This is a genomic window from Rhizobium sp. 10PS4, assembly GCF_032464805.1.
GTDB lineage: Bacteria > Pseudomonadota > Alphaproteobacteria > Rhizobiales > Rhizobiaceae > Rhizobium > Rhizobium laguerreae.
This window is the reverse complement of the sequence record NZ_JAWDIW010000005.1, coordinates 220,814-244,413: the sequence shown is the minus strand read 5'-3', so window position 1 is coordinate 244,413 and position 23,600 is coordinate 220,814. Positions and strand designations below refer to the sequence as shown.

The window sequence follows — 23,600 nt, the reverse complement described above, 5'->3', positions numbered from 1 at the left end:
TACTCTGAAATGACATGCTTATCCGTCCTTCGTTGGGATGGAGGGCTGGAACGGCAAAGTTGTTCCCGGGTGAGGCGGAAGCCCAGGATGCGCTGTCGGACTGGCTGACAGTAACGAGGCATAACCGAATGGCGAACAACAAATATAATGAGTCAATTGAGGACAAGGCGTTCAAGGCATTGGACGAGGCGCTCCAGATCGACTTTAGCAAGGATAACGTACCGTCTCGCCGCGGCGACGCGCCCCAGGCCCCGGAGGCTAATGTGTCTGATCCAGTAAATGCGCGTAACCAGCAGGCCCAGGAAGAAGCGCAGCGCCGCAGCCGCCGCGGTGCCGCTGGCGAGCAGGCTTCCAGGGGTCCGGCTTTCGCGCCCGCCAACGATGCCAGCCGCAATACGCCCGCCTCTATCCTGAAATCCTTTGACGGCGCCTCCAGCCGCTCGGCGGTGCGTACCGCCACCCTGTTTTCCGTGCTTTGGGTCATGGCCGGCCTCGGCCTGATGTCGCTGCTTTATGCTCCGCAGATCTGGCAGATCCGTTCGCTCGCCGATCTAGTCGCCCTGCCTGGCGTCATCGCCGGCCTCGTCGGCATCATCATTCCCGTGATGATGTTCTATGCCTTCGCCATCATGATCTCCCGCGCCCAGGACATGCGCAACGCCGCCCGCTCCATGGCAGAGGTGGCGTTGCGCCTGGCAGAGCCGGAAACCATCGCCTCCGAGCGCATCATGACCGTCGGTCAGGCCGTGCGCCGTGAGGTCTCGGCCATGAATGAAGGCATCGAGCGCACCATCGCGCGTGCCTCCGAGCTGGAAACGCTCGTCCATTCCGAAGTCAATGCGCTTGAACGTTCTTATGCCGACAACGAGTTGCGCGTTCGCGGCCTCGTCCACGAACTCGGCTCCGAGCGCGAGGCGATCGTCAACCATGCCGACCGTATCCGCACCTCGATCGGCACCGTCCACGACCAGTTGAAGGAAGAACTGTCGCTTGCGACCGAAGAGATCGCGGTGCGGCTTGCCACATCGGGCGAAGCCTTCGCCTCGTTGATCGACACACGCGCCGCGACGATCCTGGAAAAATCGGACAGCGCCCTGCAGTCGATGGGCAGCCTGCTCGCCGCCAAGACCGATACCCTGCTGCAGACACTGAACGCTTCGGGTTTCGCGCTGGCCACCGAATTCGACAACCGCCTCGAAGCCCTCTCCGTCAATCTCAACGATCATGGCGAAAGGCTGCTCAGCCAGTTCGAGACGCGCGCCTCGACCATGGATAGCAGCACCGAAAAGCTGAATGCGGCGCTGAACGAGCGTACGCACCAGCTCAACGAGATACTGATTGCGCGCACCCGCGAGATCAATGAGAGCCTGACGTCAGGCGAACGCACCATCGGCGGCACGCTCGACGACGTGCTGTCGAAGCTGAACAGCGCGCTCGACGAAAAGGGCGCAAGCTTCCGCCAGAGCCTGCAGACCACCGCCGATGACGCCGTCATGGATCTCGACGTGCGCTCCGGCTTCTTCGAGGAGCGGCTGCAGACGACCGTCGCCCAGCTGTCGACTGCCTTCGACGAACGCGTCTCCGAATTCACCAGCGCCTTCGACAAACGCACCGGTTCACTCGACACCAAGCTGATGGAGAGCCTCGCCCGTATCAACGAGACGCTGACCGGCGGCTCGGATTCGATCGACGGCATTCTGAGCTCCGGCATCGACCGGCTCGGTTCGTCGATATCAGACCAGTCGCTGGCGCTCGCCACCGCGCTCGCCACCGGCCACGAAGTGCTGGAAAGCACGCTCGGCAGCCGCGCGGACGAAATCACCAGCGCGCTCACCAGCCGCACCGGCGAGCTGACCTCTGCGCTGCAGAGCGCGACCTCGGAAATCGCGCTGGCGCTTGCGACCGGCACCTCCGAGCTGCAGAACAACCTTCAGACACGCTCGGCCGAATTCCGCGACACGCTGCGCACCACCACCACCGATCTGACGACTGCCGTCGCCGCTGGCACCGAGCAGGTGACCACTGCCTTCGGCGGTCGCGCCGAGGAATTGAGCAGCGTGCTTACCGCCCGTGCGGCCGAAATCAGCGAGGCGCTCGGCACGGCCCACGGCCGTATCGACAGCGTCATGGCAGAGCGCGGCGGCGCATTGATCGAGGCGCTGACCACCCATCACGGCCGCTTCGAGGAAGCGCTGACGACCCGCTCCGACGCCATCATCAATGCCGTCTCCGGCACCCATGACCGTCTTGCCGAGACGCTTGACGAAAAGGCGATGGCCCTTGCCATTTCCCTGAATGAAAGCCAGGCCCGCATCGAGGACACGCTCGAAACTCGGTCCGCTGCCCTGATGAACGCCGTCTCCGGCACCCATGACCGCCTTTCGGAAACACTCGACGAAAAGGCGATGGCGCTCGCCATTTCGCTCAACGAAAGTCAGAGCCGCATCGAGGATACGCTCGAGACCCGCTCCACCGCTTTCCTCAACGCCGTGTCGGGCACGCATGAGCGACTGTCGGAAACGCTGGATACGAAGGCGGCCGCCCTGACGGCTTCGCTCGACGAGCGCCATGCCCGCATCGAGGACGCGCTTGGAACGCGCGCCGAGGCACTGCTGAACACTGTATCCGGCACGCGCGACCGTCTTTCCGAGACGCTCGACGAAAAGGCGATGGCGCTCGCCATGTCCTTGAACGAGAGCCAGGCCCGTATCGAGGAGACACTTGAAACCCGTTCCGCCGCTCTGCTGAACGCCGTCTCCGGCACCCATGATCGCCTCTCCGAGACGCTGGACGGCAAGGCGGCAGCTTTTGCCACCTCGCTGAGCGAAGGCCATGCCCGTATCGAGAATACGCTCGAAACCCGCTCCGCAGCCCTGCTGAACGCCGTCTCGGGCACCCATGATCGCCTCTCCGACACGCTGGACGAAAAGGCGATGGCACTCGCCATCTCGCTCAACGAAACCCAGACGCGTATCGAAGACACGCTGGAAACCCGCTCGGCGGCCCTGCTGAATGCGGTCTCCGGCACGCATGACCGTCTGTCCGAGACGCTGGACGAGAAGGCGATGACGCTCGCCATCTCGCTCAATGAGAGCCAGTCGCGGATCGAAGACACGCTGGAAACACGTTCCGAAGCCTTCCTCAAGGCTGTGTCCGGCACGCACGACCGTCTCTCGGAAACGCTCGACGAAAAGGCGACGGCGATCGCCGCCTCCCTGAACGAGGGTCAGAGCCGCCTGCAGGATACGCTGGAGAGCCGCTCGGAATCCTTCCTGAATGCAGTCTCCGCCACCCACGACCGCTTGTCCGAGACACTCGACGATCGGGCGATGGCGCTTGCCATCTCGCTGAACGAGAGCCAGAGCCGTCTGGAGGAAACGCTGACAACAGGCGCCGATGCGATCACCAATGCGGTTTCCGGCACGCATGTTGGCCTGAACGGTGTACTCGACCAGAAGGCTGCCGCCCTCGCCGCCTCGCTGAGCGAAGGCCAGACCCGCCTCGAGGAAGCCTTGGGCCACCGTACCGCCGCGATCATCGGCGCCGTGACGGCAACCCACGATCGGCTCACCGATACGCTCGACGAAAAGACCATGGCGCTCGCCATTTCGCTCGATGATAACCAGAGCCGCTTCGACAGCGTGCTCGAAGCCCGCAGCAACGCCATCATGGAGGCCGTCTCCGGTGCCGAGGCACGAGTCGCCGGTGCCTTCTCCGACAAGACCGATGCGATCCGCACCGCCTATACCGACAATCAGCAGCGGCTCGAAAATGCGCTTTCCGAGCATAGCGCTGCCCTCTCGGGCGTTCTCGATGCCGGCGGCGCCCGCTTCGAGGATCTCGTCGGCGGCTTGACCGGCCGCATCGAAGGCCGCCTGACCGATGCACATACGCGGCTCGGAGGCCTCGCCGACGAGGCCGCGGCGCGCATCGAGGGCGGACTCGCCTCTGCCCATGAGCGCATCCGCACGACGCTCGAAGACCGCGCCAACGCCATCGACCTATCGCTGAACCAGGCCCATGCGCTGATCAGCGATACGCTTGCCGAACAGGCGACCAGCATCGGCACCTCGGTGGCGACGAGTGTCGGCATGCTCGAATTGTCGCTGGAGCACCGTGAGGCCGCGATCCGCCAGGCGATCGATGCCGGCGCCCAGACATTGGAAGATCGCATGCATGCAGGCGCCGGCCAGATCGCCGGCCGCTTCCAGGAGGCGGCAAGTGCGATTTCGAGCTCCACCCAGGATTTGTCCACCCATCTCGATCGGTCGGTAGAAAGCCTGACGGGCCGTTTTGAAGAAACCGGAGCGCGTGTGGAAGCCGGTCTTGCGGCGATCGAGACCCGCATCCGCGACGGCGTCGGCGGCGTTGCCGAAAAGGTCGAAGCGGCCAGCGGCCAGCTGTCCGGCGTGCTTGCCGACGGCGTCTCTCGTCTCGGCGCGCTCAGCAACGACGCCACGCAGCGCATCTCGGCGACGCTCGAAGGCAGTGCCGCAAACCTCACTCAGGCGATCGACAGCCGCACCGCCAATCTGGCCGAGACGCTGGACAGCCGCACCACCAGCCTGACCGGCGCCATCGATGGCCGCACCGCGAGCCTCGCCGAAACGCTCGACCGCGGCAATGAACGCATCGAGGAACGCCTCTCTACGATGGACCGTGCGTTGACCGTCGGCCTCGAGGCCGTCAACCGCACCATCGAAGGCAAGGCCGCTGGTCTCGCCTCGACGCTGCGCAGCGCAGTTGCCGACGCGGCCCAGGGAATGGAAGGCGAAGCGACGAGAACCACCGAACTGCTTGGCAAGACCGGCCAGCAATTCGCCGAGGATCTCAATGTGAAAAGCGACGAATTCACCCGCACCATGGATGAGCGCTCGTCGCAGATCGTCACTCGCGTCGCCGAAGCTCAGAACCGGCTGGCAAGCCAGGCCGCTGCCGTCGCCCAGACTTTCTCGGAAGCCGGCAACGCCATCGTCAACAAGGTCGCCGAGGCCGAGACCATCGTTGGCACGCAAGTCAATGCCATCTCCAAGGTGCTGTCGGATGCCGGCCAGTCTCTGGAGTCACGCGGTAACGCCATCCGCTCGACACTGTCGGGCGCCGGCAGCGAGATTACGGCCACCATGGCGGACGTCGACCGCGCGCTCGAAGCTCGCAGCAGCGCCATTCGCACCAATCTCGAGGAGCGTGCCCGCGAGATCGATACGACGTTCTCCGACATCGACCGGGCGCTCGAAGCGCGCGGCAACTCGATCCGCTCCACGCTCGAAGAGCGTACCCGCGACCTTAACTCGATGCTATCAGGCCGTTCGGTCGAATTGACGCGCATCCTCGACGAAACGGCCCGTCCGATCATCGACCGGTACACCGATGCCGGCGAGCAGGCCGCCGCCCGCATCACCGCTGCGGCCAACCTCAGCGCCGATCGTCTGCGCGCCGAAAACGAAGCGCTCGCCAGCGCCGTTGCCGCCCGAACCGAGAATGTAGCCAATGCCGTCAGCGCGATCGAGAACAGCTTGGTCGGCAATGTCAAAGGCCTCGTCGAGCGCATGTCGGAAAGCAGTGCGGCGATGGCGATGATGATGAACCGCGCCGCTGAGCAGCTGGCCAGCGTCGACGGCCGTCTCGGAGATACCACCACGCGCTTTGCCGACTCGGCCACCAAGGCCGCCGAAATGGTCTCCGCCTCGACCAGGCTTCTCGAAGGCAAGGTCGATCGCCTCTCCGACATCTCGGGCCAGACGTTGGCACAGGTCGGCGGCATCATCGGCCGCTTCGACGAACACTCCAAGGTTCTGACCCAGGCCTCGCAGCTTCTCGGCGCCGCCCAGTCCAACCTCGCCTCGACGCTCGAGGAGCGCGAGAGCGCTCTGCAGACGCTCTCGGTCGGCCTCGTCTCGCGCTCCGCGGAGATCGAAAAGACCATGCAAGGCCTCGGGAGCATGATCGAGACCGTGTTCGAACGGGCAGAGCAACGCTCCAGCCAGGTTACCGGCAATTTGCGCGAGGGCGTGCAATCCTCCTTCGCCGATATTGGCCGCATTCTCACCGAAACCGAGAAGCGCGCCCAGGAAGCGGCAGAGACGATGCGCGAGGCAATCGCCCGCGCCGGCGACGAGGCCAATACGACGATCGACGGCACCTTTGCCAATGTCGAGCGCCGTTCCGGCGATCTCTCCAATCGCATTCGCGGCGGTCTCACGGCCTCGCTGTCGGAAGTCGAGCGCATGCTCGGCGAAGCCGGCCGCGCCTCCGACGGCGCCGCCCAGCACCTGCGCGAAGCGCTACGCGAAGCGATCGATGATGCCGTCGGCCGCTTCTCCGGAGCCACAGAGGATATCCGCCGCTCCGCCGCCGACATCCGCAGCGAACTCGACGCCACCCGCGCCGAACTGAAGCGCGGCGCCTTCGATCTTCCCGAGGAAGCCAAGGAAAGCGCCTCGGCCATGCGCCGGGCCGTCGCCGAGCAGATCAAGGCGCTGCAGGATATCTCCCAGCTCGTCGGCCGCTCCAGCCAGCAGCTTGAAATCTCCGAGCCCGTCGCCCGCACGCTCGCTCAGGTGCAGCCGGCCCCGCGTCCCGCCCAGCCGGTCGCAGCCCAGCCGCCGCAGCCGGCAGCACCCCCGCCGATCGAAGCGACAGGTCTGCGCGGAACGATCGCACCGTCTGCGCCGGCCGCCGCCCCCCAGCGCGCCGCGCCGCCGCCTGCCCCCGCTCGCCAGGAAACAGGCCGCCCGGAAACAGGTCGCCCGGGAACAGATCGCCAAGAGCCGACTCGTCCGGAAAGCGGCGGCTGGATCAGCGATCTCCTGCGTGGCGCATCGCGTGAGGACGCCGCCGACGAGGCCGCGGCCGCCCGTGTTCCTGCCCGCCCGGCGGAAACTGCCGCACCGGCCGCGCGCAGCAATGACAGCCGTAATCCACGCCACGTCGTCGAATCACTGAACTCGCTCTCGGTCGATATCGCCCGCGCCATCGACCATGACGCCTCGGTCGATCTCTGGCGCCGCTATCAGCGCGGCGAGCGCGACGTCTTCACCCGCCGCCTCTACACGCTGAAGGGCCAGCAGACCTTCGACGAGATCAAGCGCAAATATGACCGCGAACCGGAGTTCCGCACCGCCGTCGACCGCTACATCGGTGATTTCGAAAAGCTGCTCGCTGACGTCGCTCGCACCGACCCGAACCGGACGGTAACGCAGTCCTACCTTACCTCGGATACGGGCAAGGTCTACACCATGCTCGCTCATGCCGCAGGCAGGCTCGGCTGATCCTGACTGGTACCCGCGATTGGAAAGCCGCCTGAACACGTGTCAGGCGGCTTTCGTTCTATAATGCGGGTGTGATTAGGCCTCTCTGCGGAGAAACGAAACAGGTATTCCCAAACGAAACCATCCGCCGTCCAGCTACGGAAACCTCCCAGAAATGACCAAGGCCCTTCTGATCATCGACGTGCAGAATGCGATCCTTAGCGACAAAGCCTCGCCGGAGCGACAACCTCATATTGATGCCGCACTTGATGAGACCATCGCGCGGCTGGCAGCACTACAGGAAAAAGCTCGGCAGGCGGGCGCGCCGATCGTACTCGTTCAGCATGACGGCGATAGCGGCCATCGATTGGCTGTCGGCACGCCAGGTTGGGCGCTGCGCGACGAGGTCGCGCCGAGGCAGGCCGAGGTCGTTGTGCGCAAGAAAAGCGCCGACTCCTTCTTCGAGACCGACCTTGCCGAACGCCTGGACGAACGATCGGTCACCCACCTCGTCATCCGTGGATGCATGTCGCAATTTTGCGTCGACACGACAGTCAGGCGTGCCGTGTCGCTGGGATATGACGTGACGTTGATTGCCGATGGTCACACGACCGGTGACACGGCGACCTTGACCTTTTCCGAGATCATTGCCCATCACAACGAAACACTCGATGGTTTCGATGCGGGCAAGGCGACGGTAGAAATCCGTCCCGCCGCCGAGATAGCCTTTTCATAAATTTTCGGGCTGCAGGAGAACCGGGACTGCTTGGCAGCCCCGGCTTCCGATATCTCATCGATCGGCCGCTATGTTCCAGTTGTAGAGGCACCGATCGAGACCGATGGCGATCTCAAGCACCAGCACGTCATGGTCGACCGCCGCTCCCTTTTTGGGCTGCGACTGGTAGCGCTGCGGAAAGTCCGTGCGTCGGGAGATCGAGCAGACCTCCATCCACTTGTCGGCATTGTCGACCTCGATATCGACAGTCACCTCGGAATAGGCCGGAAGCCGGTCGGAGGGTACGTCCGCGTCGGCAGATGGATCAGCGATGCGATCATCCGGCGGACCGGCTCAAGGCAGGCGGCGTGATAGTCGTTGCCGCTGTCGGCCGTGAAGGCGCATTGAAATTCGAGCTGCCAGAATTCCTTCAGCCGCATGTGTTTGCTCGGCTGTTCCTGCTCGCGGCGATAGGATCTGCCGGCCTGCCAGACGCAGAGCGGCAGCCGTGTCTTCGAGTGATTGCCGAGAATATGCTGCATGTAGACGTAGGTCGACGGCGTGGTCTCCGGTCTCAGCACCAGCGCGATATCGCTGGTGGAGAGCTGTTCCTGGATCCAGATATCGGCGTTCGAATAGGCACTTGAAACCAGCGACCGCGGCATCAGCGCCGGCGCCTCGACCCTCCTGACATCCCAGGCCGGATTGACGGATCTGAGGAAGCTGCGGACCTCTTGCGAGAAGAAGCCGATCATATGATCGCGCAAATGGATCTCGCGCTCCTCCCAATGGACGAGCGAATTGACATGATAAATATTGAGCACGGTGCCTGTCTCCCTGGCAACCTTGATTGACGTGGTGAGGGGCTTTACGTCCAGCAGCGCGCCGGGCGCCTAGCGCCCTGACGTCACAGCAGGACGCGAAGACCTCGTCCGCCAAGAGCGCGCACAATCGCGACCTGCGGGCAGGTGCTGATATGACGGGAGAAGGTCACGCGCTTCATGCTCATGGTGCATTTTCTACGTGCCGTACGCATCATTGTCAAAACCGAAGAGGGTGAGACAAAAGGAATGAGCTGTGGAAGATCCTTTTTTATTGCCCGCTGTCCTTCATTCCGTCACAAACTTTTCTGATCCGCTCATATTCAAACAGAACGGCTCACTCCGCCATCCAAACGACAGAGACAGCAACATTGATGACCAAGACGACATCCCGGCTCCTCGCTACCGCGCTCTCTTCCTTTTTCCTGATGGGCGCTTTCACTCAGGTTCAGGCAGGCCAGGCAAGCTTCGTCGTGGATGCCCAGTCCGGCCAGGTCCTCGAAGGTTCCAATCAGGACGATCTGAACTATCCGGCGTCGCTGACCAAGATGATGACGCTCTACCTCGCCTTCGAGGCCCTGCATGACGGACGCCTCAACTGGGACCAGAAGCTCACCATGTCGGAAAATGCCGAGAGCAAGGAGCCTTTCAAGCTCGCTGTCGGCGCCGGCCGCAAGGTGACGCTGCGCGAAGCGGTCGAAGGAATCGTCGTGCTCTCCGCCAATGATGCGGCTGTGGCGATTGCCGAACAGCTCGGTGGCACCGAACAGGCCTTCGCCAAGACGATGACCGACAAGGCGCGCCAGCTCGGTATGAAGGATACGGTCTTCAAGAACCCGTCGGGCCTTCCCGATCCGGAGCAGGTCACCACGGCGCGGGACATGGCGACGCTCGGCGTTTCGCTGATGCGGGACTTCCCTGAGGAGTTCAAGCTCTTCTCCATGCGCGGCTTCCAGTTCCGCGGCATGAAGCTGCGCGGCCACAACAACCTCATGTATCGCTATGATGGCGTCGACGGCATCAAGACAGGCTACACCGATGCATCGGGCTACAACGTCGTGACCTCGGCCCTGAAGGATGGCCGCCGCGTGGTCGGCGTCGTCATGGGCGAAAAGACCGCGAGCATACGCGACGATAAGATGGCAAGCCTGCTGGACAGCACCCTGTCGCCGTCATCAAACGCCACAGCTTCCACCATACCGGGTAATCAGCCGGGTGCGACGATGACGGATTCGCAACCGACGAAGTAGATCGATGAGCGGAGACCTGCCGACAGGTTACCTGAAAGCCACTTCCAGATGCTGCCGGTCTTGCGCGATCACCCTGCAATTCGTTTCGAATCCTTCGCCTCTGATAGGCAGAATGAATTCCGAAGGAATGCCTGATGTATTCGAGACTGAAATGCCGGCGCTCTCCGAGCCGATGGCTTTGACGGTGCAGTCGATCGTCAAAGCAAGGCGCGGATCGAGGCGCCGTCGTGCAAACGCCGGTCAGATCAAGGGTAGCGTCCAGCTGACGATCTCGGAGGCTACCGCGGAGAAGGCGCGGTCGAGGCCCTTGACGAAACCTTCATTGTCACCGCCGGCCGGCGCCATGGCGCGGAACACCTTCTGGGCGCGCACCGAGCCGTTGCGGTCGTTGAGGATCTTGGCGGAAATTTCGACCACCGCCTGATTGCCGTTCGAAGCATCTATTTCGAAGGAGCGGATATCGGTGACGACCTGATAGTCGATCGCCAGCCCCTGCCCCGGCATGCCGACGCCGCCGAGCTTGCCGGAGTTCTCAAAGGCTTCCACCAGCTTCGACTGCACTATGCGCGGCAGCTTGTCGCCCCACTGCGCCTTTGAGAGATACTGGATTTCCGACGGCGAAACACGGATCACGATCTGCTCGCTGTCGAGCGACCTTAGCGCCGTCGGGCTGGCGATCAGGATCTGGCGGGATTTGGCCGCGGGTCCGCTGCCGTCGACGGCGGCGGAAAGATCATAAGTATCGTTCTTGGCCGCGGTGCCGCACCCGGAAAGGATCAGCGCCGTCAGCGGCAGCGCGATCACCGTTCCCCTGATCCAAGAACGGCGCGACAACAGATGCGATGCGACCATATTAGGCTACCCCTGACTTCCCAAGTTTAACGCCGCGTCCGGCCGTCATATTGCTTGACCGTGTCCCCGCCGAAGATCAGGCGTTGCGGATTGCGGTCGAAGTTGCTGATCGTATCGTTCAGATTGCCCACGGTTCCGCGCATGTCATTGATCAGAGTCTGCACGTCGCGCAAGCCACCGCTCGAGAATTTCTGCAGATTGTCGGCGATCGGCCCGATCCGCGAATTCAGGTTGTCGGCCACCTTCTTGAAGGATTCCAGCGTATTGCGCGCCTCGGCAAACAGTGATTGCGTATTGTCGGTTCCGAGCAGCGCATCGACCTTGATGAGGATGCCGTCGATTCGGGTCGACGCCGAATTCAGCTTGTTGGCAAGCTGAGAGACGTCCTGGATCGTCTGGTCGATGTCCTTCTGGCGCAGCGAAACGGTGTTGGCGACATCACGGATCGAGGCGACGGCCGTACGCGCATCCTTGGTTGCCTGCGCGATGTCGTCGACAGAGCCCTTCACCTTCGCCGGATCGATCTGGGCAACGAGCGTATCGACGCGATCGAGCGTCGCCTGCGCCTGCTTGCCGAAATCGTTGAAGGTGGTGGCCGTCTGGTCGAACTTCTGGATCGCCCCTTTGAGGTCGCCTGAGGCATCGGCGACATTGGCGGTGATCTTCTCGGCATTGGAGACGATGTTGTCGATCTTCTGCGCATCGACCGCCTTGACCAGCGATTCGACGGCCTGCAGCGTCGAATCGACACGGCCGGACACGGCCTTCACCGTATTGGAGAGCTCACCCACACTCTGCAGGAAGGCGTCGATATTGCCGGAATTCTTGGCAAGCGCATCCGAGAACGTCTCGGCGTTCTTGAAAGTCTCGGTCAGCGGCCCGCGCGAATCTTCGATAAAACCCTGAAGTTCGCCGACCGCGTCGTTGGCCCGATCGAGGATCTTGTCGGCGGTCGCCAGAAGGTTGGTGACGCTCGACTGGTCCGCGACGATGACGGCGCGTTTGTTATTGTCGATCGCATGCTGGAGGATGCTTTCCTCGCCCTTTCGGCCGCCCGAGAGTTCGATATAGGCAGCCCCGGTCAAACCCTGGATTTCAAGGGCTGCCTTGGTGGAGGGGTAGATCGGCGCATCGGTACGAACCTGGGTGAAGGCCAGCGAATATTGCGGATCGTCGGCATCGATCGACAGCGTCTGCACCGAGCCGATCTGGATGCCGTTGAAGCGCACCGGCGAACCGACGCTGAGGCCGTTGGCCGAGCCCGGAATACGAACGATCAACTCCGTCATCGGGCCGCCTCGGCCATATTCGGCCATCCAGTAGACGAAGCCGAAGGCCGCCGCGATCACCAGCACCGTGAAAAAACCGACAATCGTGTAATTGGCTTTGGTTTCCATCTTATCCGGTCACTTCCCGCTGCTGCCGTGCCGCGCGCCATCGTCCTGCGGCACGATCGACCGCGCCCGTTTGCCCTTGAAATAGGCCTGCACCCACGGATCGTCATAGGCCAGCATATCGTCGATCGTGCCTTCCACCATTACCCGCTTCTTTCCGAGCACGGCAATACGGTCGCAGACCGAAAACAGGCTGTCGAGGTCGTGCGTGACCATATACACGGTCAGTCCCAAACTATCGCGCAGGTTGGCGATCAGTTCGTCGAATTCAGCCGCGCCGATCGGGTCGAGACCCGAAGTCGGTTCGTCCAGGAAGACGAGCTCCGGATCGAGCGCCAGCGCGCGGGCAAGGGCGGCACGCTTGATCATGCCGCCTGACAGTTCGGACGGGTATTTGTCGGCGGCGTCGGCCGCAAGCCCGACCATGCGGATCTTCAGATGCGCCAGTTCGTCCATCAGCGAGCGCGGCAGGTCGAGATATTCGCGCATCGGCACCTGGATGTTCTCCTTGACCGTCAGCGACGAGAACAGTGCTCCCTGCTGGAATAGCACGCCGAGCCGCATGTCGAGCGCGTTGCGCTGCGGCTCGTCGAGCTCGTCGAAATCCTGGCCGAGGATCTTGATCGTGCCGGAGCGGCGCGGCAGCAGCCTGAGCACGGTGCGCATCAACACCGATTTGCCGGTGCCAGACGCGCCGACGAAACCGAGGATCTCGCCGCGGTAGATATTGAGGTTCAGATTGTCGAGCACGACCTTGGAGCCGAAGCCGACGGTGACGTCGCGCGCCGACAGCACGATGTCCCTTTCGTCCTTGTCTTCCGTATCGATCGGTTTCTCGTCCACGCGGTCCGCCATGCTAAAAGTCGATCGCTGCATAGAACATCGCAAAAAGCCCGTCCATCAGGATGACGACGAAAATCGCCTTGACCACCGCGGCCGTCACGTGCTGGCCGAGCGATTCCGCGCTGCCGCCGACCTTCAGCCCCTCGACGGCGGCGACGATGCCGATGACCAGCGCCATGAACGGCGCCTTGATCATGCCTGAGAGCACAGTCGAGAGTGTCACCGCCTCGTGCAGGCGCGACAGGAAGTTGGCGAAGGTAATGCCGGAATAACCCCAGGCGACAGCGGCAGCTCCGCCCAGCGAAGCGAAATTCGCCAGCACCGTCAGAAGTGGCAGCGCAATGGTCAGCGCCACCAGCCGCGGGAAGATCAGCACGCCGATCGGGTTCAGCCCCATCACCTTCAGCGCGTCGATCTCCTCGCGCATCTTCATCGAACCGATTTCGGCGGTGATGGCGCTGCCGGAACGGCCGGCGATCATGATCGACGTCAGAAGCACGCCGATTTCGCGCAATTGCAGGATGCCGACCAGATCGACGACGAAAACCTCAGCGCCGAAGTAGCGCAGCTGGAAGGCGCCCTGCTGGGCGATGATCGCCCCGATCAGGAACGACATCAACAGAATGATCGGAACGGCGCGAACGCCCATATGGTCGATCTGGTTGACGATGGAGGCCGGCGAAACGCCGCTGCCGCGGCCGAACTTCATCTGCGCGCCGCGCACCGCCGAGCCGAGGATATACATGGCGGCGGCGAAATTGTCCCAGACCTCATAGGTCATCTTGCCGATCGGCGCGAGGATGCGCGCGGCAAGCGAGACTTTCTCCGCCTGTTCCGGCTCGGGCTTGGCCGGCTCCTCGGAAAACATCTCGAGCATTTCGTCGATATGCGGGTTGGTGCCTTCGAAGCGAACCGCCCGCCCGCCCGCCTCTTCTTGCTTCTTCAGCCGGCACAGCAGCCAGATGCCGGCGGTGTCGATCTCCGATATGTCCGAGAGGTCTACCGTCAGGTCGCCGGTCTTCTTCTGCAGGAGCTTTTCGAAATCGCGCAGCACCAGATGGATGTAGGCGCTGCGCCAATTTCCCTGAAGACGCACACGCTGTCCCGAGCCATCAGCCTGGTCGTTCACATCAAGTGAGGCGGCGTTGCGATTCTCGGCGTTCAAGATACTTGTGTCTTTCAAGGCTTACAGCGACATTGCCGAATCGCGAAGCAGATCGTTCGTCGCCCGGCGCGTCAATATACAGAAGCACCGTGCAATTTCCATGCTCGCAGGAGAGCAATAATGCCGCGTACCCTCGATATCCAGATGAATTCCTTTCCGATTGCCGGGACCTTCACCATCTCGCGCGGGGCAAAGACCGAAGCCGAGGTCATCACCTGCACGCTTGTCGAAGAGGGTGCGCAGGGGCTTGGCGAATGCGTGCCTTATCGCCGTTATGGCGAGACCATGCAGAGCGTTTTCGCCCAGATCGAAGCGGCGCGACCGTTGATCGAGGCCGGCATCTCGCGCCGCGACCTGCTGTCGGCCATGCCGCCGGGTGCGGCCCGCAACGCCGTCGATTGCGCCCTCTGGGATCTTGAGGCGAAGCGGACGGGAGACAGCGTCGCCGCCCGCCTCGGCCTTTCCGCTCCGCAGCCGCTGACCACCGCCATCACCATCTCGCTTGGTGAGCCGGAGGTGATGGCCGCCCGGGCGCGCGAGCATGCCGGCCGTGCCCTGCTGAAGGTCAAGGTCGGCACTGGCGACGATGAAAGCCGCATCCGCGCCGTCCGCGCCGCCGCGCCCGATGCCGAAATCATCCTCGACGCCAATGAAGGCTGGCCCGAAGCGGTGTTGGAGCGTCATCTCCATATCGCCGCAGAAGCAGGCATCGCCCTCGTCGAGCAGCCGCTGCCGGCCGGCCGCGATGGGCTGCTCGCCGAAATCCGCCGCCCGCTCCTCGTCTGCGCCGACGAGAGCGTCCACCACACCGGCGATCTCGCAAGCCTTGCCGACCGCTACGACGCGATCAACATCAAGCTCGACAAGACGGGCGGCCTGACGGAGGCGCTGGTGATGAAGGCCGAGGCCGAGCGGCTTGGATTCAGCATCATGATCGGCTGCATGGTCGGCACCTCGCTTGCCATGGCGCCCGCCGTATTACTCGCCCAGAATGCCGATTTCGTCGATCTCGATGGCCCGCTGCTGCTTGCCCGCGACCGCGAACCCGGCCTGCGCTACGCAGCCTCCCTGGTCTTTCCGCCCGAAACTACCCTCTGGGGCTGAAGGTAATAGGCTGAGATAACAAGGCCGAGGCCGGCGAACGCCACCACGGCCATGACGTAATAGCTGACGACGCCGAGCGAGGCGTAGAGATAACCCGACGCCAGGGTCATCAGCGCCATCGCCATGCCGACATAGAAGAAATAGGCGCCCTGCGCCGAGGATTCCTGCGTCTCCTGCACCGTCGCGACGATCCGCCGCTGCACGCCGGTATGCACGAAGGCGTAGGTGAAGCCGTGGAAACATTGCAGCAGGAAGAAACCGGCAAAGCCCGTATTCATCGGAAACAGGATCCAGCGGCAGACGCTGATGGCGCAGCCGAAGCGGATCAGCGTCCAGGCATTGAAGCGACGGCTGAGGCGCTTCGACAGGAAGAATACCGTCACTTCCGAAGCGACGCCGGCGCTCCAGAGCAGGCCGACCTCGGTGCCGGAAAAACCGAGGTGATGCCAGTAGATCGAGGAGAAGGCGTTGAGCACCGCATGGCTCGATTGCTGGATGGCGACCCCGATCAAGAGCAGCAGCAGGTGCGGCTCCCGCAGGCCGCTGCCGGTGGCGGCCGGAAGATCGATCGGCTGGCCTCGCCGCCGCGTCGGCCCGATGCGCGGGCAGAAGATCGCCATGACCACGGTCATGATAAAGCCGAACACCATGATCGGCAGCACCATCCCCCCGCCCCACTGGTTGATGAGTTCGCCGCCAACCAGCGTCGAAACGATGAAAGCAATCGAGCCCCAGACCCGCATCGATCCGTAATCGAGACCCCAGCGACGCACGCCCGAAATAACGATCGATTCGACGACCGGCACATAGGGCGCGAAGGTGGCGCCCTGCAGCGTAAAGACGATGAAGACAGGCCAGAAAGTCGTCGTCCAGTAGAGTGCTACCGCCGTCAGCAGCGACAGGCCGCCTGACCAGAGCAGCACGTCCGCGCGTTCGTTCATCCGGTCGGCGATCATGGCGACAACAGGCGCCACCAGCACACGCACCACCATAGGAACGGCCAGGATGACACCGATTTCATGGTCGCTGAAGCTGTGGCCCGCAAGCCAGACGGGGAAGAACGGCAGAACGACGCCGTTGACGAGCAGCGGCGCGCAATAGGAAAGCGCGCTGAGCAGCCGGAAGCGCGGCGGCGCTCCCTCACCCGTCGGGGAATTTTGAGCGGGAATCATGGGTGGACCTGAAGGAAATTTGTCGTTGTCCTAACACACCACCCTGGAAGCGACTATTGCGAGAAATAGCCGTTCTGAAACGTTTTAGAAAATAAATTGGGCCTGTCGCCTGACGGTAACGGCTAAATTCCTACTGCAAAAATCTCGAAGTGCTACTGCGTCCGTTGCGCCTCTGAAAAGACGCGCGGCGTTGTAGAGCGCGGGCGGAAAAATCAGGCGGCCTGCGGGGCCAGCTCACCCTCGTCGTGCGTTTCGATGGCTACAAGCGCCGGCACGCTGCTGGCGAGAGACCGCCAAGTGATCAGTTCGAAGGTGCCATCCTCGTGCTCGGCGACAGCCGTGCAGCTTTCCACCCAATCGCCGGTGTTGATGTAGCGGATACCGTCCATATCCTGGATGATGGCATGATGGATATGTCCGCAGATCACGCCGTCGGCGCCGTTTTTGCGGGCTTCCTCGGCCACGACGCGCTCGAATTCGCCGATGAAATTGACGGCATGCTTGACCTGCAGCTTCGCCCAGGCCGAGAACGACCAGTAGGGCATGCCGAGCCGGCGGCGCACCGCCGCCAGGATGATGTTGATGCGGATCGCCGTGTCATAGGCCCAGTCGCCGAGATAGGCGAGCAGCCGGGCGTTGCGGACCACGACGTCGAACTCGTCGCCGTGCAGGATCAGGTATTTCTTGCCGTCGGCGCCGTCATGCATCATGCGCTCGACGACCTCGATGCCACCGAAATGCATGCCTGGGAAGGCGCGCAGGAATTCGTCGTGATTGCCGGGAATATAGACGACACGCGTGCCCTTGCGCGCCTTGCGCAACAGTTTCTGGACGACATCGTTGCAGACCTGCGGCCAGTACCAGCTGCGCTTCAGGCGCCAGCCGTCGACAATGTCGCCGACGAGCACGATCGTATCGGCCTCGTGGTAGCGCAGGAAATCCAGCAGGAAATCGGCCTTCGCGGCCTTCGAGCCGAGATGGACATCGGAAATGAAGAGCGTGCGGAAATGTCTGGGTTCCATCATGTCTTTCACGAGCTGCCGCTCATGTCCCATCTTTCATCTAACCTTCCAAAACCAGACTCGTGTTTCAGGAAGATGACAAGCTGGGGAAAAGCCTTGCAAACCTGTTCATCACAGCGCGGCCGCATGGCCGTCGCCGCGCGGGCAGCATGCCCGTCGCCGCCAGGCCTGCCGGCCATGTTGCCCTGCGCATTCAGGGCGTTCATGATGGCGGCGATTCATATCCGACAATGCGGGATGGCTGATGCGTCTTTTTCTCGTTCGCCATGGCGAATCCCTCGGCAATATCAACGAACAGGCCTACCGCCAATTCGGCGATCACAATGTGCCGCTGACGCGGTGGGGCCATCGGCAGGCTCTTGAAGCAGGCGGCGTGATCGCCTCCTATCTCACGGCATTGCCGAGCGCGGGTTTCGGCAAGCTGCATATCTGGTACTCGCCCTTTCTCAGGACCCGGCAGAGCAAGGATGCGCTGCTCGAAGCTCTGCCGGAAAGCTTCGTCGGCGATATCAGGGAGGATTATCTGCTGCGCGAGCAGGATTTCGGTCTCTTCACCGAAATCTACGACCACGCCGAACAGAAGCAGAAATTTCCTGAGGAGTTCGAAAAATGGGCGAGGCTGCGCAGCAACAGCGGCAAGTTCTACGCACGGCCGCCGGATGGCGAAAGCCGGGCGGATGTGGCTCAGCGGGTGCGCCTGTTCCTCCAGACCGTCATGCACGACGCCGAAAATAGCGACAACAACCTCGTGATCGTCGGTCATGGCGTCACCAATCGGGCAGTCGAAATGAACTTCCTGCACCGCCCCGTCGAGTGGTTCGAGCGCTCCGACAATCCTGGAAACGCCGATATCACGTTGATCGAGGGGACGCGCTCGCAAGGATACGAGTCGATCCTGCTGCATCAGGCCGCCGACCGGCAGCCGGGACAGGAAGGCGAACTGCGCGATGCCTATGGCGCCGACGTGACGATCACGCCGAAGCCCAGCACATAGCGACGCCGGACCAAAACGAGCGACATGTCACCGGCCGAAGACATTAAACGTCAAGCGCTCGAATCATCAGCCGCCGCGCGTTAAGCGAACGCGCAGCGCAGGCTCCAACGCCTTGATTTCACGCCATTCTCATCAAGCAGCGCGTACTGCCGCCATGGGTTTGACGTTCTGGTTCATCCGGAACAGGTTGTTCGGATCGTAACGCCGCTTGATTTCCGCAAGGCGGCCGTAATTGGCGCCATAAGCGCTTTCGACCCGATCGACCTCATCCTCCGGCATGAAGTTGATGTAGGCGGTGCCGACCGAATGCGGCTTGGTTGCCTCGAACAGATCCCGCGCCCAGTCTATGCAACTTCCGTCCATCCCCATTTCCCGCCAGCGCGCATGCACATTCATGACGAAATGCGAGCTGCGTTGCGGAAATGCGGTGGCCTCGGTGGGCACACGGCCAGCCGCACCACCGACATGGCCGATGAAGATCTCGCATTCCGGGCCGGGCAGCTTGCGCACGGCATTGAGCAGAACCTCGATCGCCGCATCAGAGAGAGAGGCGAAATCCTGGCTCTTCCAGTAATTGCGCGCACCGGGCGTGAGCAGCGGGTCAAATGCCTGTTGCCAGCCGGTGAACGGCACCGGGCCGACGACGTCGGCAATCGGATTTCCGATCGCGCGCAACCTGGCTGCCGCCTTTTCTCCCGCCGCGACATCCCCGCAATAACACATGGCCAGCACCACGATCTCCTTGCCGTGCCATTCAATGGGAAGGAACGGCAGCGGCGGCGCCTGGCGCATCACCACCCAGCAGGTCAGTTCGTCTGGGGCCGCTTCCAGCGCCTGTCGGTACTCCTTGAGCACCATTTCCGCATCGGCGAAGGGGTGCACGACGAGCCCAGCGAGCACCTCTGTGTTGAGAGGGTTGAGCTTGAACTCAAACGAGGTCACGACGCCGAAATTGCCGCCGCCGCCGCGTAGCGCCCAGAAGAGGTCCGGCATTTCCTTTTCGCTCGCCTTGACCAGCTCGCCGTCGGCCGTCACCACGTCGACCGAAAGCAGATTATCCAGCGTCAGCCCGAATTTGCGGGTCAGCCAGCCGAAGCCGCCGCCGAGCGTCAGGCCGGCAATGCCGGTGGTGGAATTGATGCCGGTCGGCAGCACCAGCCCGAAGGCCAGCGTTTCCTGGTCGACATCGGCAAGCGTGGCTCCCGGCTCGATCCTGGCGCGACGCGTCTGCGGATCGACCCGCACCGATTTCATCGCCGACAGGTCGATGACGACCCCGCCCTCGCAGACGGCATTCCCGGCGATGCCGTGCCCACCGCCACGGACCGAAACGAGCAGATTGTTGTCGCGTGCAAACCGCACCGCCCGCACGACATCGGCGGCACCGGCGCATCGCGCGATAAGGCCGGGCCGCCGGTCGATCATCGCATTCCAGATCGCCCGCGCCTCGTTGTAATCCATGTCTTTACCGGTCAGAAGGCTGCCGCGAAATCCGGCGGCAAAGGCATCGATGGCCACGTCATTGACCATCGTCTGCCCCTTTTGCAGGGTCGTGAGGTTCAAATTGTCCATGATTTCCTCCATGCGACCGGCGCCCCGCACCGTCGCGGCCGGCATCCTGCGCCCGTTGCCGCGGCCAGACAAGTTTCCAAAAGGATTAGTACCGGCACGACGACACGCCGCGCATATAGAGTGAATTCATCATACCTTGAGGATACCCCCCTCTGCCCTGCCGGGCATCTCCCCCACAAGGAGGGAGATTGGATGGACGCGACGGCCTCACCAAACAACTACCGCATGGTTATTCCGATACGGACGAGAGGGACGGATGATCCAACCTCTTGCCGATCTCCCTCCTTGTGGGGGAGATGCCCGGCAGGGCAGAGGGGGGTAGCCCGGCAGGGCAGAGGGGGGTAGCCCGGCAGGGCAGAGGGGGTAGCCCACGACGCACCATCACCTCACGAAAACTTCGCCCACCCCCCATTTCCATACTGTCGCCCGTATCCGATTGATGTATGGAGGGAGCTCAAAAGACGTGCACGGAGGCGGCGATGGATCACCTGGAAAAATCGAAGACGGAAAAGAACCTGACGAGCGGCGATCTCGACGAGCAGGCGCTCTTCTTCCACCGCTACCCCCGCCCCGGCAAGCTGGAGATCCAGGCGACCAAGCCGCTCGGCAACCAGCGCGACCTGGCGCTCGCCTATTCGCCCGGTGTTGCCGCCCCTTGCCTTGCAATCCGCGACAACCCCGAAATGGCAGCCGAATATACGTCGCGCGCCAATCTGGTCGCCGTCATCTCCAACGGCACTGCCGTGCTCGGCCTCGGCAATATCGGCCCTCTCGCCTCCAAACCGGTCATGGAGGGCAAGGCGGTGCTCTTCAAGAAATTCGCCGGCATCGACGTCTTCGATATCGAGATCGATGCCGCAGCCGTCGACCAGATGGTCTCGACCATCGCCTCGCTGGAGCCGACCTTCGGCGGCATCAACCTTGAAGACATTAAGGCGCCGGAATGTTTCGAGGTCGAGCGCCGCCTGCGCGAAAAGATGAAGATCCCCGTCTTCCACGACGATCAGCACGGCACGGCAATCATCGTCGCCGCCGCGATCCTGAACGGGCTGGAACTCGCCGGCAAGAACATCGCCGACATCAAGATCGTCGCCTCCGGCGCCGGTGCTGCCGCTCTTGCCTGCCTCAACCTGCTTGTCATTCTCGGGGCAAAACGCGAAAACATCTGGGTCCACGATCTCGAAGGCCTCGTCTATGAGGGCCGGGTCGAGCTGATGGACGAATGGAAGTCCATCTATGCCCAGAAGAGCGATACGCGCACGCTCGCCGAAAATATCGGCGGCGCCGACGTCTTCCTCGGCCTTTCGGCCGCCGGCGTGCTGAAACCCGAGCTGCTGGCGCAGATGGCCGACAAGCCGCTGATCATGGCGCTTGCCAATCCAACGCCGGAGATCATGCCGGATCTCGCCCGTGCCGCCCGCCCCGACGCAATGATCTGCACCGGTCGCTCGGATTTCGCCAACCAGGTCAACAACGTCCTCTGCTTTCCCTATATCTTCCGCGGCGCGCTCGATTGCGGCGCCGAGACGATCAACGAGGAAATGAAGATGGCCGCCGTGCGCGCCATTGCAGCCCTTGCCCGCGAAGAGCCGTCCGACGTCGCCGCCCGCGCCTATTCCGGCGAGACCCCGGTCTTCGGCCCCGATTACCTGATCCCCTCGCCCTTCGATCCGCGCCTGATCCTGCGCATCGCGCCTGCGGTCGCCAAGGCCGCCGAACAGAGTGGCGTGGCGCGCCGTCCGATCCAGGATTTCGACGCCTATCTCGACCAGCTGAACCGCTTCGTCTTCCGCTCCGGCTTCGTCATGAAGCCGATCTTTACCGCCGCCAAGACCGCCGAGCGCAAGCGCGTCATCTTTTCCGAAGGTGAGGACGAGCGCGTGCTGCGCGCCGCCCAGGTGCTGCTCGAAGAAGGCCTTGCCGAACCGATCCTGATCGGCCGCCCGCAAGTCATCGAGACGCGCCTGAAGCGCTACGGCCTGCGCATCCGCCCGCTGCAGGATTTCGAAGTCATCAATCCGGAAGACGATCCGCGCTTCCGCGAATATGTCGATCTCTATTTCTCCCTCGTCGGCCGCCGCGGCGTCATCCCGGAAGCTGCCCGCACCATCGTGCGTACCAACACGACAGTCATCGGCGCGCTGGCGCTGAGGCGCGGCGAGGCCGACGCGCTGATTTGCGGCCTGGAAGGCCGTTACGAGAAGCATCTTCGCGACGTCCGCCTGATCATCGGCAAGCGCAAGGATGTCCGCGATTTCTCAGCCCTCAGCCTGATGATTTCGCAGCGCGGCGCCACCTTCTTCACCGACACCTATGTCACCTTCAATCCGACCGCCGAGGAGGTCGCCGAGGCGACAGTGCTGGCGGCCGAGGAAATCCGCCGTTTCGGCCTCACCCCGCGCGCCGCCCTGGTCTCGCATTCCAATTTCGGTTCGCGTGAGTCCGAAAGCGCGACGAAGATGCGCAACGCCCTGCAGCTCGTGCGCGAAGCCGCGCCCGACCTTGAGGTCGACGGTGAAATGCACGGCGAAAGCGCCATCACCGAAGCACTGCGCAAGCGCGTCATGCCGGACACGACGCTGCACGATGAGGCGAACCTCCTGGTCTTCCCGAACCTCGATGCTGCCAACATCACCCTCGGTGTGGTCAAGTCGATGACCGACGGCCTGCATGTCGGCCCGATCCTGCTCGGAACCGCCCTGCCCGCCCACATCCTCGCCCCCTCTGTCACCTCCCGCGGCGTCGTCAATATGGCGGCACTCGCCGTCGTCGAGGCATCGCAACCGGCTTGAGCTGGTTGTCCGCAACACAGCGTAAAGACCCTGAAGTCGTCCCGACACATGTCCTGATGCCGTCTCAGGCACTCCGTATCGACAGGCGCCCTTTATCTGCGAGCGCATCCGCGCGTTCGTTGCCGGCAATGCCGGAATGGCCTTTGCACCAGACAATGGTCATCAGCGCATTCTGGGATAGCTGAAGATCGACCGCCTTCCAGAGTTCCGCATTGGCGATCGTTCGCCTTCGGGCATTCCCATTCGGGCTGCTTTTCTTCCAGCCGTTGTTCTTCCAGATATGTCGCCAGCTGTTGCAGCCTTTGATGGCGTAGACGGAATCGGACCAGATGGTCGCGGGCTCGCCGTTTGCCTCGCTGTTGATCCAGATTGCCGCCCTGAGCACGGCGGTCAATTCCATCGAATTATTGGCGGAATCTTCGGCGCCACCGAAGCCGGACGCAATTTCCGCCGCATCACGATAAACGACAAAAGCCCATCCCCCGCGCCCGGAACCGGGTTCATAACAACCGTCCACGAAGACGTGGAAGCCGTGTTGGGTTTCCGGCAGCCCGACTGTCGTTGCGGGGGAGCTGAGTTCATTGGCAACACCTGTCATTTTCGACGTCCGGATATGAGTACGTTCCCCAAGCGACGCAGGAGATTGGAGTGGAG

Annotated in this window: 15 protein-coding genes and 2 pseudogenes; 6 read left to right on the top strand and 11 right to left on the bottom strand. The window is 62.8% G+C overall.

What is annotated here, in order from left to right; translation table 11 throughout:
- The first annotated feature begins 128 nt into the window (after nt 1-128).
- Both RWJ89_RS11535 and RWJ89_RS11530 read left to right on the top strand, forming a co-directional pair.
- The gene (locus RWJ89_RS11535; RefSeq protein ID WP_316030925.1) at nt 129-7,271 is read left to right on the top strand and encodes a hypothetical protein; all 7,143 of its coding nucleotides are present in this window, start codon (nt 129-131) and stop codon (nt 7,269-7,271) included.
- 154 nt (nt 7,272-7,425) lie between these two features.
- Entirely contained in the window at nt 7,426-7,986 is a 561-nt protein-coding gene (locus RWJ89_RS11530; protein ID WP_316030924.1) for a cysteine hydrolase family protein, read from the top strand.
- Between the two features lie 54 nt (nt 7,987-8,040).
- Here the strand turns inward: RWJ89_RS11530 and RWJ89_RS11525 are convergent.
- Nucleotides 8,041-8,789: pseudogene (locus tag RWJ89_RS11525) on the bottom strand (aminoacyl--tRNA ligase-related protein).
- 371 nt (nt 8,790-9,160) lie between these two features.
- On the opposite strand from RWJ89_RS11525, the gene RWJ89_RS11520 reads away from it, so the two are divergent.
- A complete protein-coding gene (locus RWJ89_RS11520) occupies nt 9,161-10,036 on the top strand; it encodes a D-alanyl-D-alanine carboxypeptidase family protein (RefSeq protein WP_077978304.1) in 876 nt (291 codons plus the stop codon).
- Nucleotides 10,037-10,063: 27 nt separating this feature from the next.
- On the opposite strand, the pseudogene RWJ89_RS11515 reads toward RWJ89_RS11520, so the two are convergent.
- The 5 genes and pseudogenes from RWJ89_RS11515 to RWJ89_RS11495 all read right to left on the bottom strand — a co-directional run.
- Nucleotides 10,064-10,234, bottom strand: a pseudogene (locus RWJ89_RS11515) (sensor domain-containing diguanylate cyclase); the annotation flags it as partial.
- A 42-nt stretch (nt 10,235-10,276) separates the two neighbouring features.
- The gene (locus RWJ89_RS11510) at nt 10,277-10,888 is read right to left on the bottom strand and encodes an ABC-type transport auxiliary lipoprotein family protein (protein WP_077978305.1); all 612 of its coding nucleotides are present in this window, start codon (nt 10,886-10,888) and stop codon (nt 10,277-10,279) included.
- Nucleotides 10,889-10,914: 26 nt separating this feature from the next.
- On the bottom strand, nt 10,915-12,285 hold the full coding sequence (locus tag RWJ89_RS11505) for an MlaD family protein (RefSeq protein ID WP_077978306.1): 1,371 nt from the start codon (nt 12,283-12,285) through the stop codon (nt 10,915-10,917).
- 9 nt (nt 12,286-12,294) lie between these two features.
- On the bottom strand, nt 12,295-13,137 hold the full coding sequence (locus RWJ89_RS11500) for an ABC transporter ATP-binding protein (RefSeq protein ID WP_020050174.1): 843 nt from the start codon (nt 13,135-13,137) through the stop codon (nt 12,295-12,297).
- A 1-nt stretch (nt 13,138) separates the two neighbouring features.
- Entirely contained in the window at nt 13,139-14,308 is a 1,170-nt protein-coding gene (locus RWJ89_RS11495) for an MlaE family lipid ABC transporter permease subunit (RefSeq protein ID WP_206105907.1), read from the bottom strand.
- Between the two features lie 102 nt (nt 14,309-14,410).
- Here RWJ89_RS11495 and dgcA point away from each other — a divergent pair, with 102 nt between their 5' ends.
- Entirely contained in the window at nt 14,411-15,394 is a 984-nt protein-coding gene (gene dgcA / locus RWJ89_RS11490) for an N-acetyl-D-Glu racemase DgcA (protein ID WP_168285253.1), read from the top strand.
- On the opposite strand, the gene RWJ89_RS11485 is transcribed toward dgcA, so the two are convergent.
- The 3 genes from RWJ89_RS11485 to RWJ89_RS11475 form a co-directional block, all read right to left on the bottom strand.
- Entirely contained in the window at nt 15,346-16,566 is a 1,221-nt protein-coding gene (locus RWJ89_RS11485; protein WP_168285252.1) for an MFS transporter, read from the bottom strand. The genes dgcA and RWJ89_RS11485 overlap by 49 nt on opposite strands.
- Before the next feature lie 212 nt (nt 16,567-16,778).
- A complete protein-coding gene (locus RWJ89_RS11480) occupies nt 16,779-17,621 on the bottom strand; it encodes a UDP-2,3-diacylglucosamine diphosphatase (protein WP_168285251.1) in 843 nt (280 codons plus the stop codon).
- The gene (locus RWJ89_RS11475; RefSeq protein ID WP_168285248.1) at nt 17,597-17,794 is read right to left on the bottom strand and encodes a hypothetical protein; all 198 of its coding nucleotides are present in this window, start codon (nt 17,792-17,794) and stop codon (nt 17,597-17,599) included. Before RWJ89_RS11475 ends, RWJ89_RS11480 begins: the two co-directional genes overlap by 25 nt.
- Nucleotides 17,795-17,832: 38 nt before the next feature.
- Between RWJ89_RS11475 and RWJ89_RS11470 the strand changes: the two genes are divergently transcribed.
- Nucleotides 17,833-18,582 carry a histidine phosphatase family protein gene (locus RWJ89_RS11470; RefSeq protein ID WP_168285250.1) on the top strand — a complete coding sequence of 250 codons (750 nt, stop codon included), beginning with the start codon at nt 17,833-17,835 and terminating at the stop codon, nt 18,580-18,582.
- 132 nt (nt 18,583-18,714) lie between these two features.
- Here the strand turns inward: RWJ89_RS11470 and RWJ89_RS11465 are convergent, their stop codons facing one another.
- On the bottom strand, nt 18,715-20,154 hold the full coding sequence (locus tag RWJ89_RS11465; protein WP_168285249.1) for an FAD-binding oxidoreductase: 1,440 nt from the start codon (nt 20,152-20,154) through the stop codon (nt 18,715-18,717).
- A 479-nt stretch (nt 20,155-20,633) separates the two neighbouring features.
- Here RWJ89_RS11465 and RWJ89_RS11460 point away from each other — a divergent pair, with 479 nt between their 5' ends.
- The gene (locus RWJ89_RS11460) at nt 20,634-22,946 is read left to right on the top strand and encodes an NADP-dependent malic enzyme (protein WP_168284389.1); all 2,313 of its coding nucleotides are present in this window, start codon (nt 20,634-20,636) and stop codon (nt 22,944-22,946) included.
- 64 nt (nt 22,947-23,010) lie between these two features.
- Here the strand turns inward: RWJ89_RS11460 and RWJ89_RS11455 are convergent, their stop codons facing one another.
- The gene (locus RWJ89_RS11455; protein WP_168284390.1) at nt 23,011-23,544 is read right to left on the bottom strand and encodes a ribonuclease H family protein; all 534 of its coding nucleotides are present in this window, start codon (nt 23,542-23,544) and stop codon (nt 23,011-23,013) included.
- Nucleotides 23,545-23,600 lie beyond the last annotated feature (56 nt).

Excerpts from the sequence above, each read along its gene's own strand:
- RWJ89_RS11530 (WP_316030924.1), top strand. The coding sequence starts at position 7,426 with ATGACCAAGGCCCTTCTGATCATCGACGTGCAGAATGCGATCCTTAGC.
- RWJ89_RS11535 (WP_316030925.1), top strand. The coding sequence starts at position 129 with ATGGCGAACAACAAATATAATGAGTCAATTGAGGACAAGGCGTTCAAG.
- RWJ89_RS11500 (WP_020050174.1), bottom strand. The coding sequence starts at position 13,137 with ATGGCGGACCGCGTGGACGAGAAACCGATCGATACGGAAGACAAGGAC.
- RWJ89_RS11520 (WP_077978304.1), top strand. The coding sequence starts at position 9,161 with ATGACCAAGACGACATCCCGGCTCCTCGCTACCGCGCTCTCTTCCTTT.
- RWJ89_RS11465 (WP_168285249.1), bottom strand. The coding sequence starts at position 20,154 with ATGGACAATTTGAACCTCACGACCCTGCAAAAGGGGCAGACGATGGTC.
- RWJ89_RS11480 (WP_168285251.1), bottom strand. The coding sequence starts at position 17,621 with ATGGGACATGAGCGGCAGCTCGTGAAAGACATGATGGAACCCAGACAT.
- dgcA (WP_168285253.1), top strand. The coding sequence starts at position 14,411 with ATGCCGCGTACCCTCGATATCCAGATGAATTCCTTTCCGATTGCCGGG.
- RWJ89_RS11455 (WP_168284390.1), bottom strand. The coding sequence starts at position 23,544 with ATGACAGGTGTTGCCAATGAACTCAGCTCCCCCGCAACGACAGTCGGG.
- RWJ89_RS11485 (WP_168285252.1), bottom strand. The coding sequence starts at position 16,566 with ATGATTCCCGCTCAAAATTCCCCGACGGGTGAGGGAGCGCCGCCGCGC.
- RWJ89_RS11470 (WP_168285250.1), top strand. The coding sequence starts at position 17,833 with ATGCGTCTTTTTCTCGTTCGCCATGGCGAATCCCTCGGCAATATCAAC.
- RWJ89_RS11505 (WP_077978306.1), bottom strand. The coding sequence starts at position 12,285 with ATGGAAACCAAAGCCAATTACACGATTGTCGGTTTTTTCACGGTGCTG.
- RWJ89_RS11460 (WP_168284389.1), top strand. The coding sequence starts at position 20,634 with ATGGATCACCTGGAAAAATCGAAGACGGAAAAGAACCTGACGAGCGGC.
- RWJ89_RS11510 (WP_077978305.1), bottom strand. The coding sequence starts at position 10,888 with ATGGTCGCATCGCATCTGTTGTCGCGCCGTTCTTGGATCAGGGGAACG.
- RWJ89_RS11475 (WP_168285248.1), bottom strand. The coding sequence starts at position 17,794 with ATGAACGCCCTGAATGCGCAGGGCAACATGGCCGGCAGGCCTGGCGGC.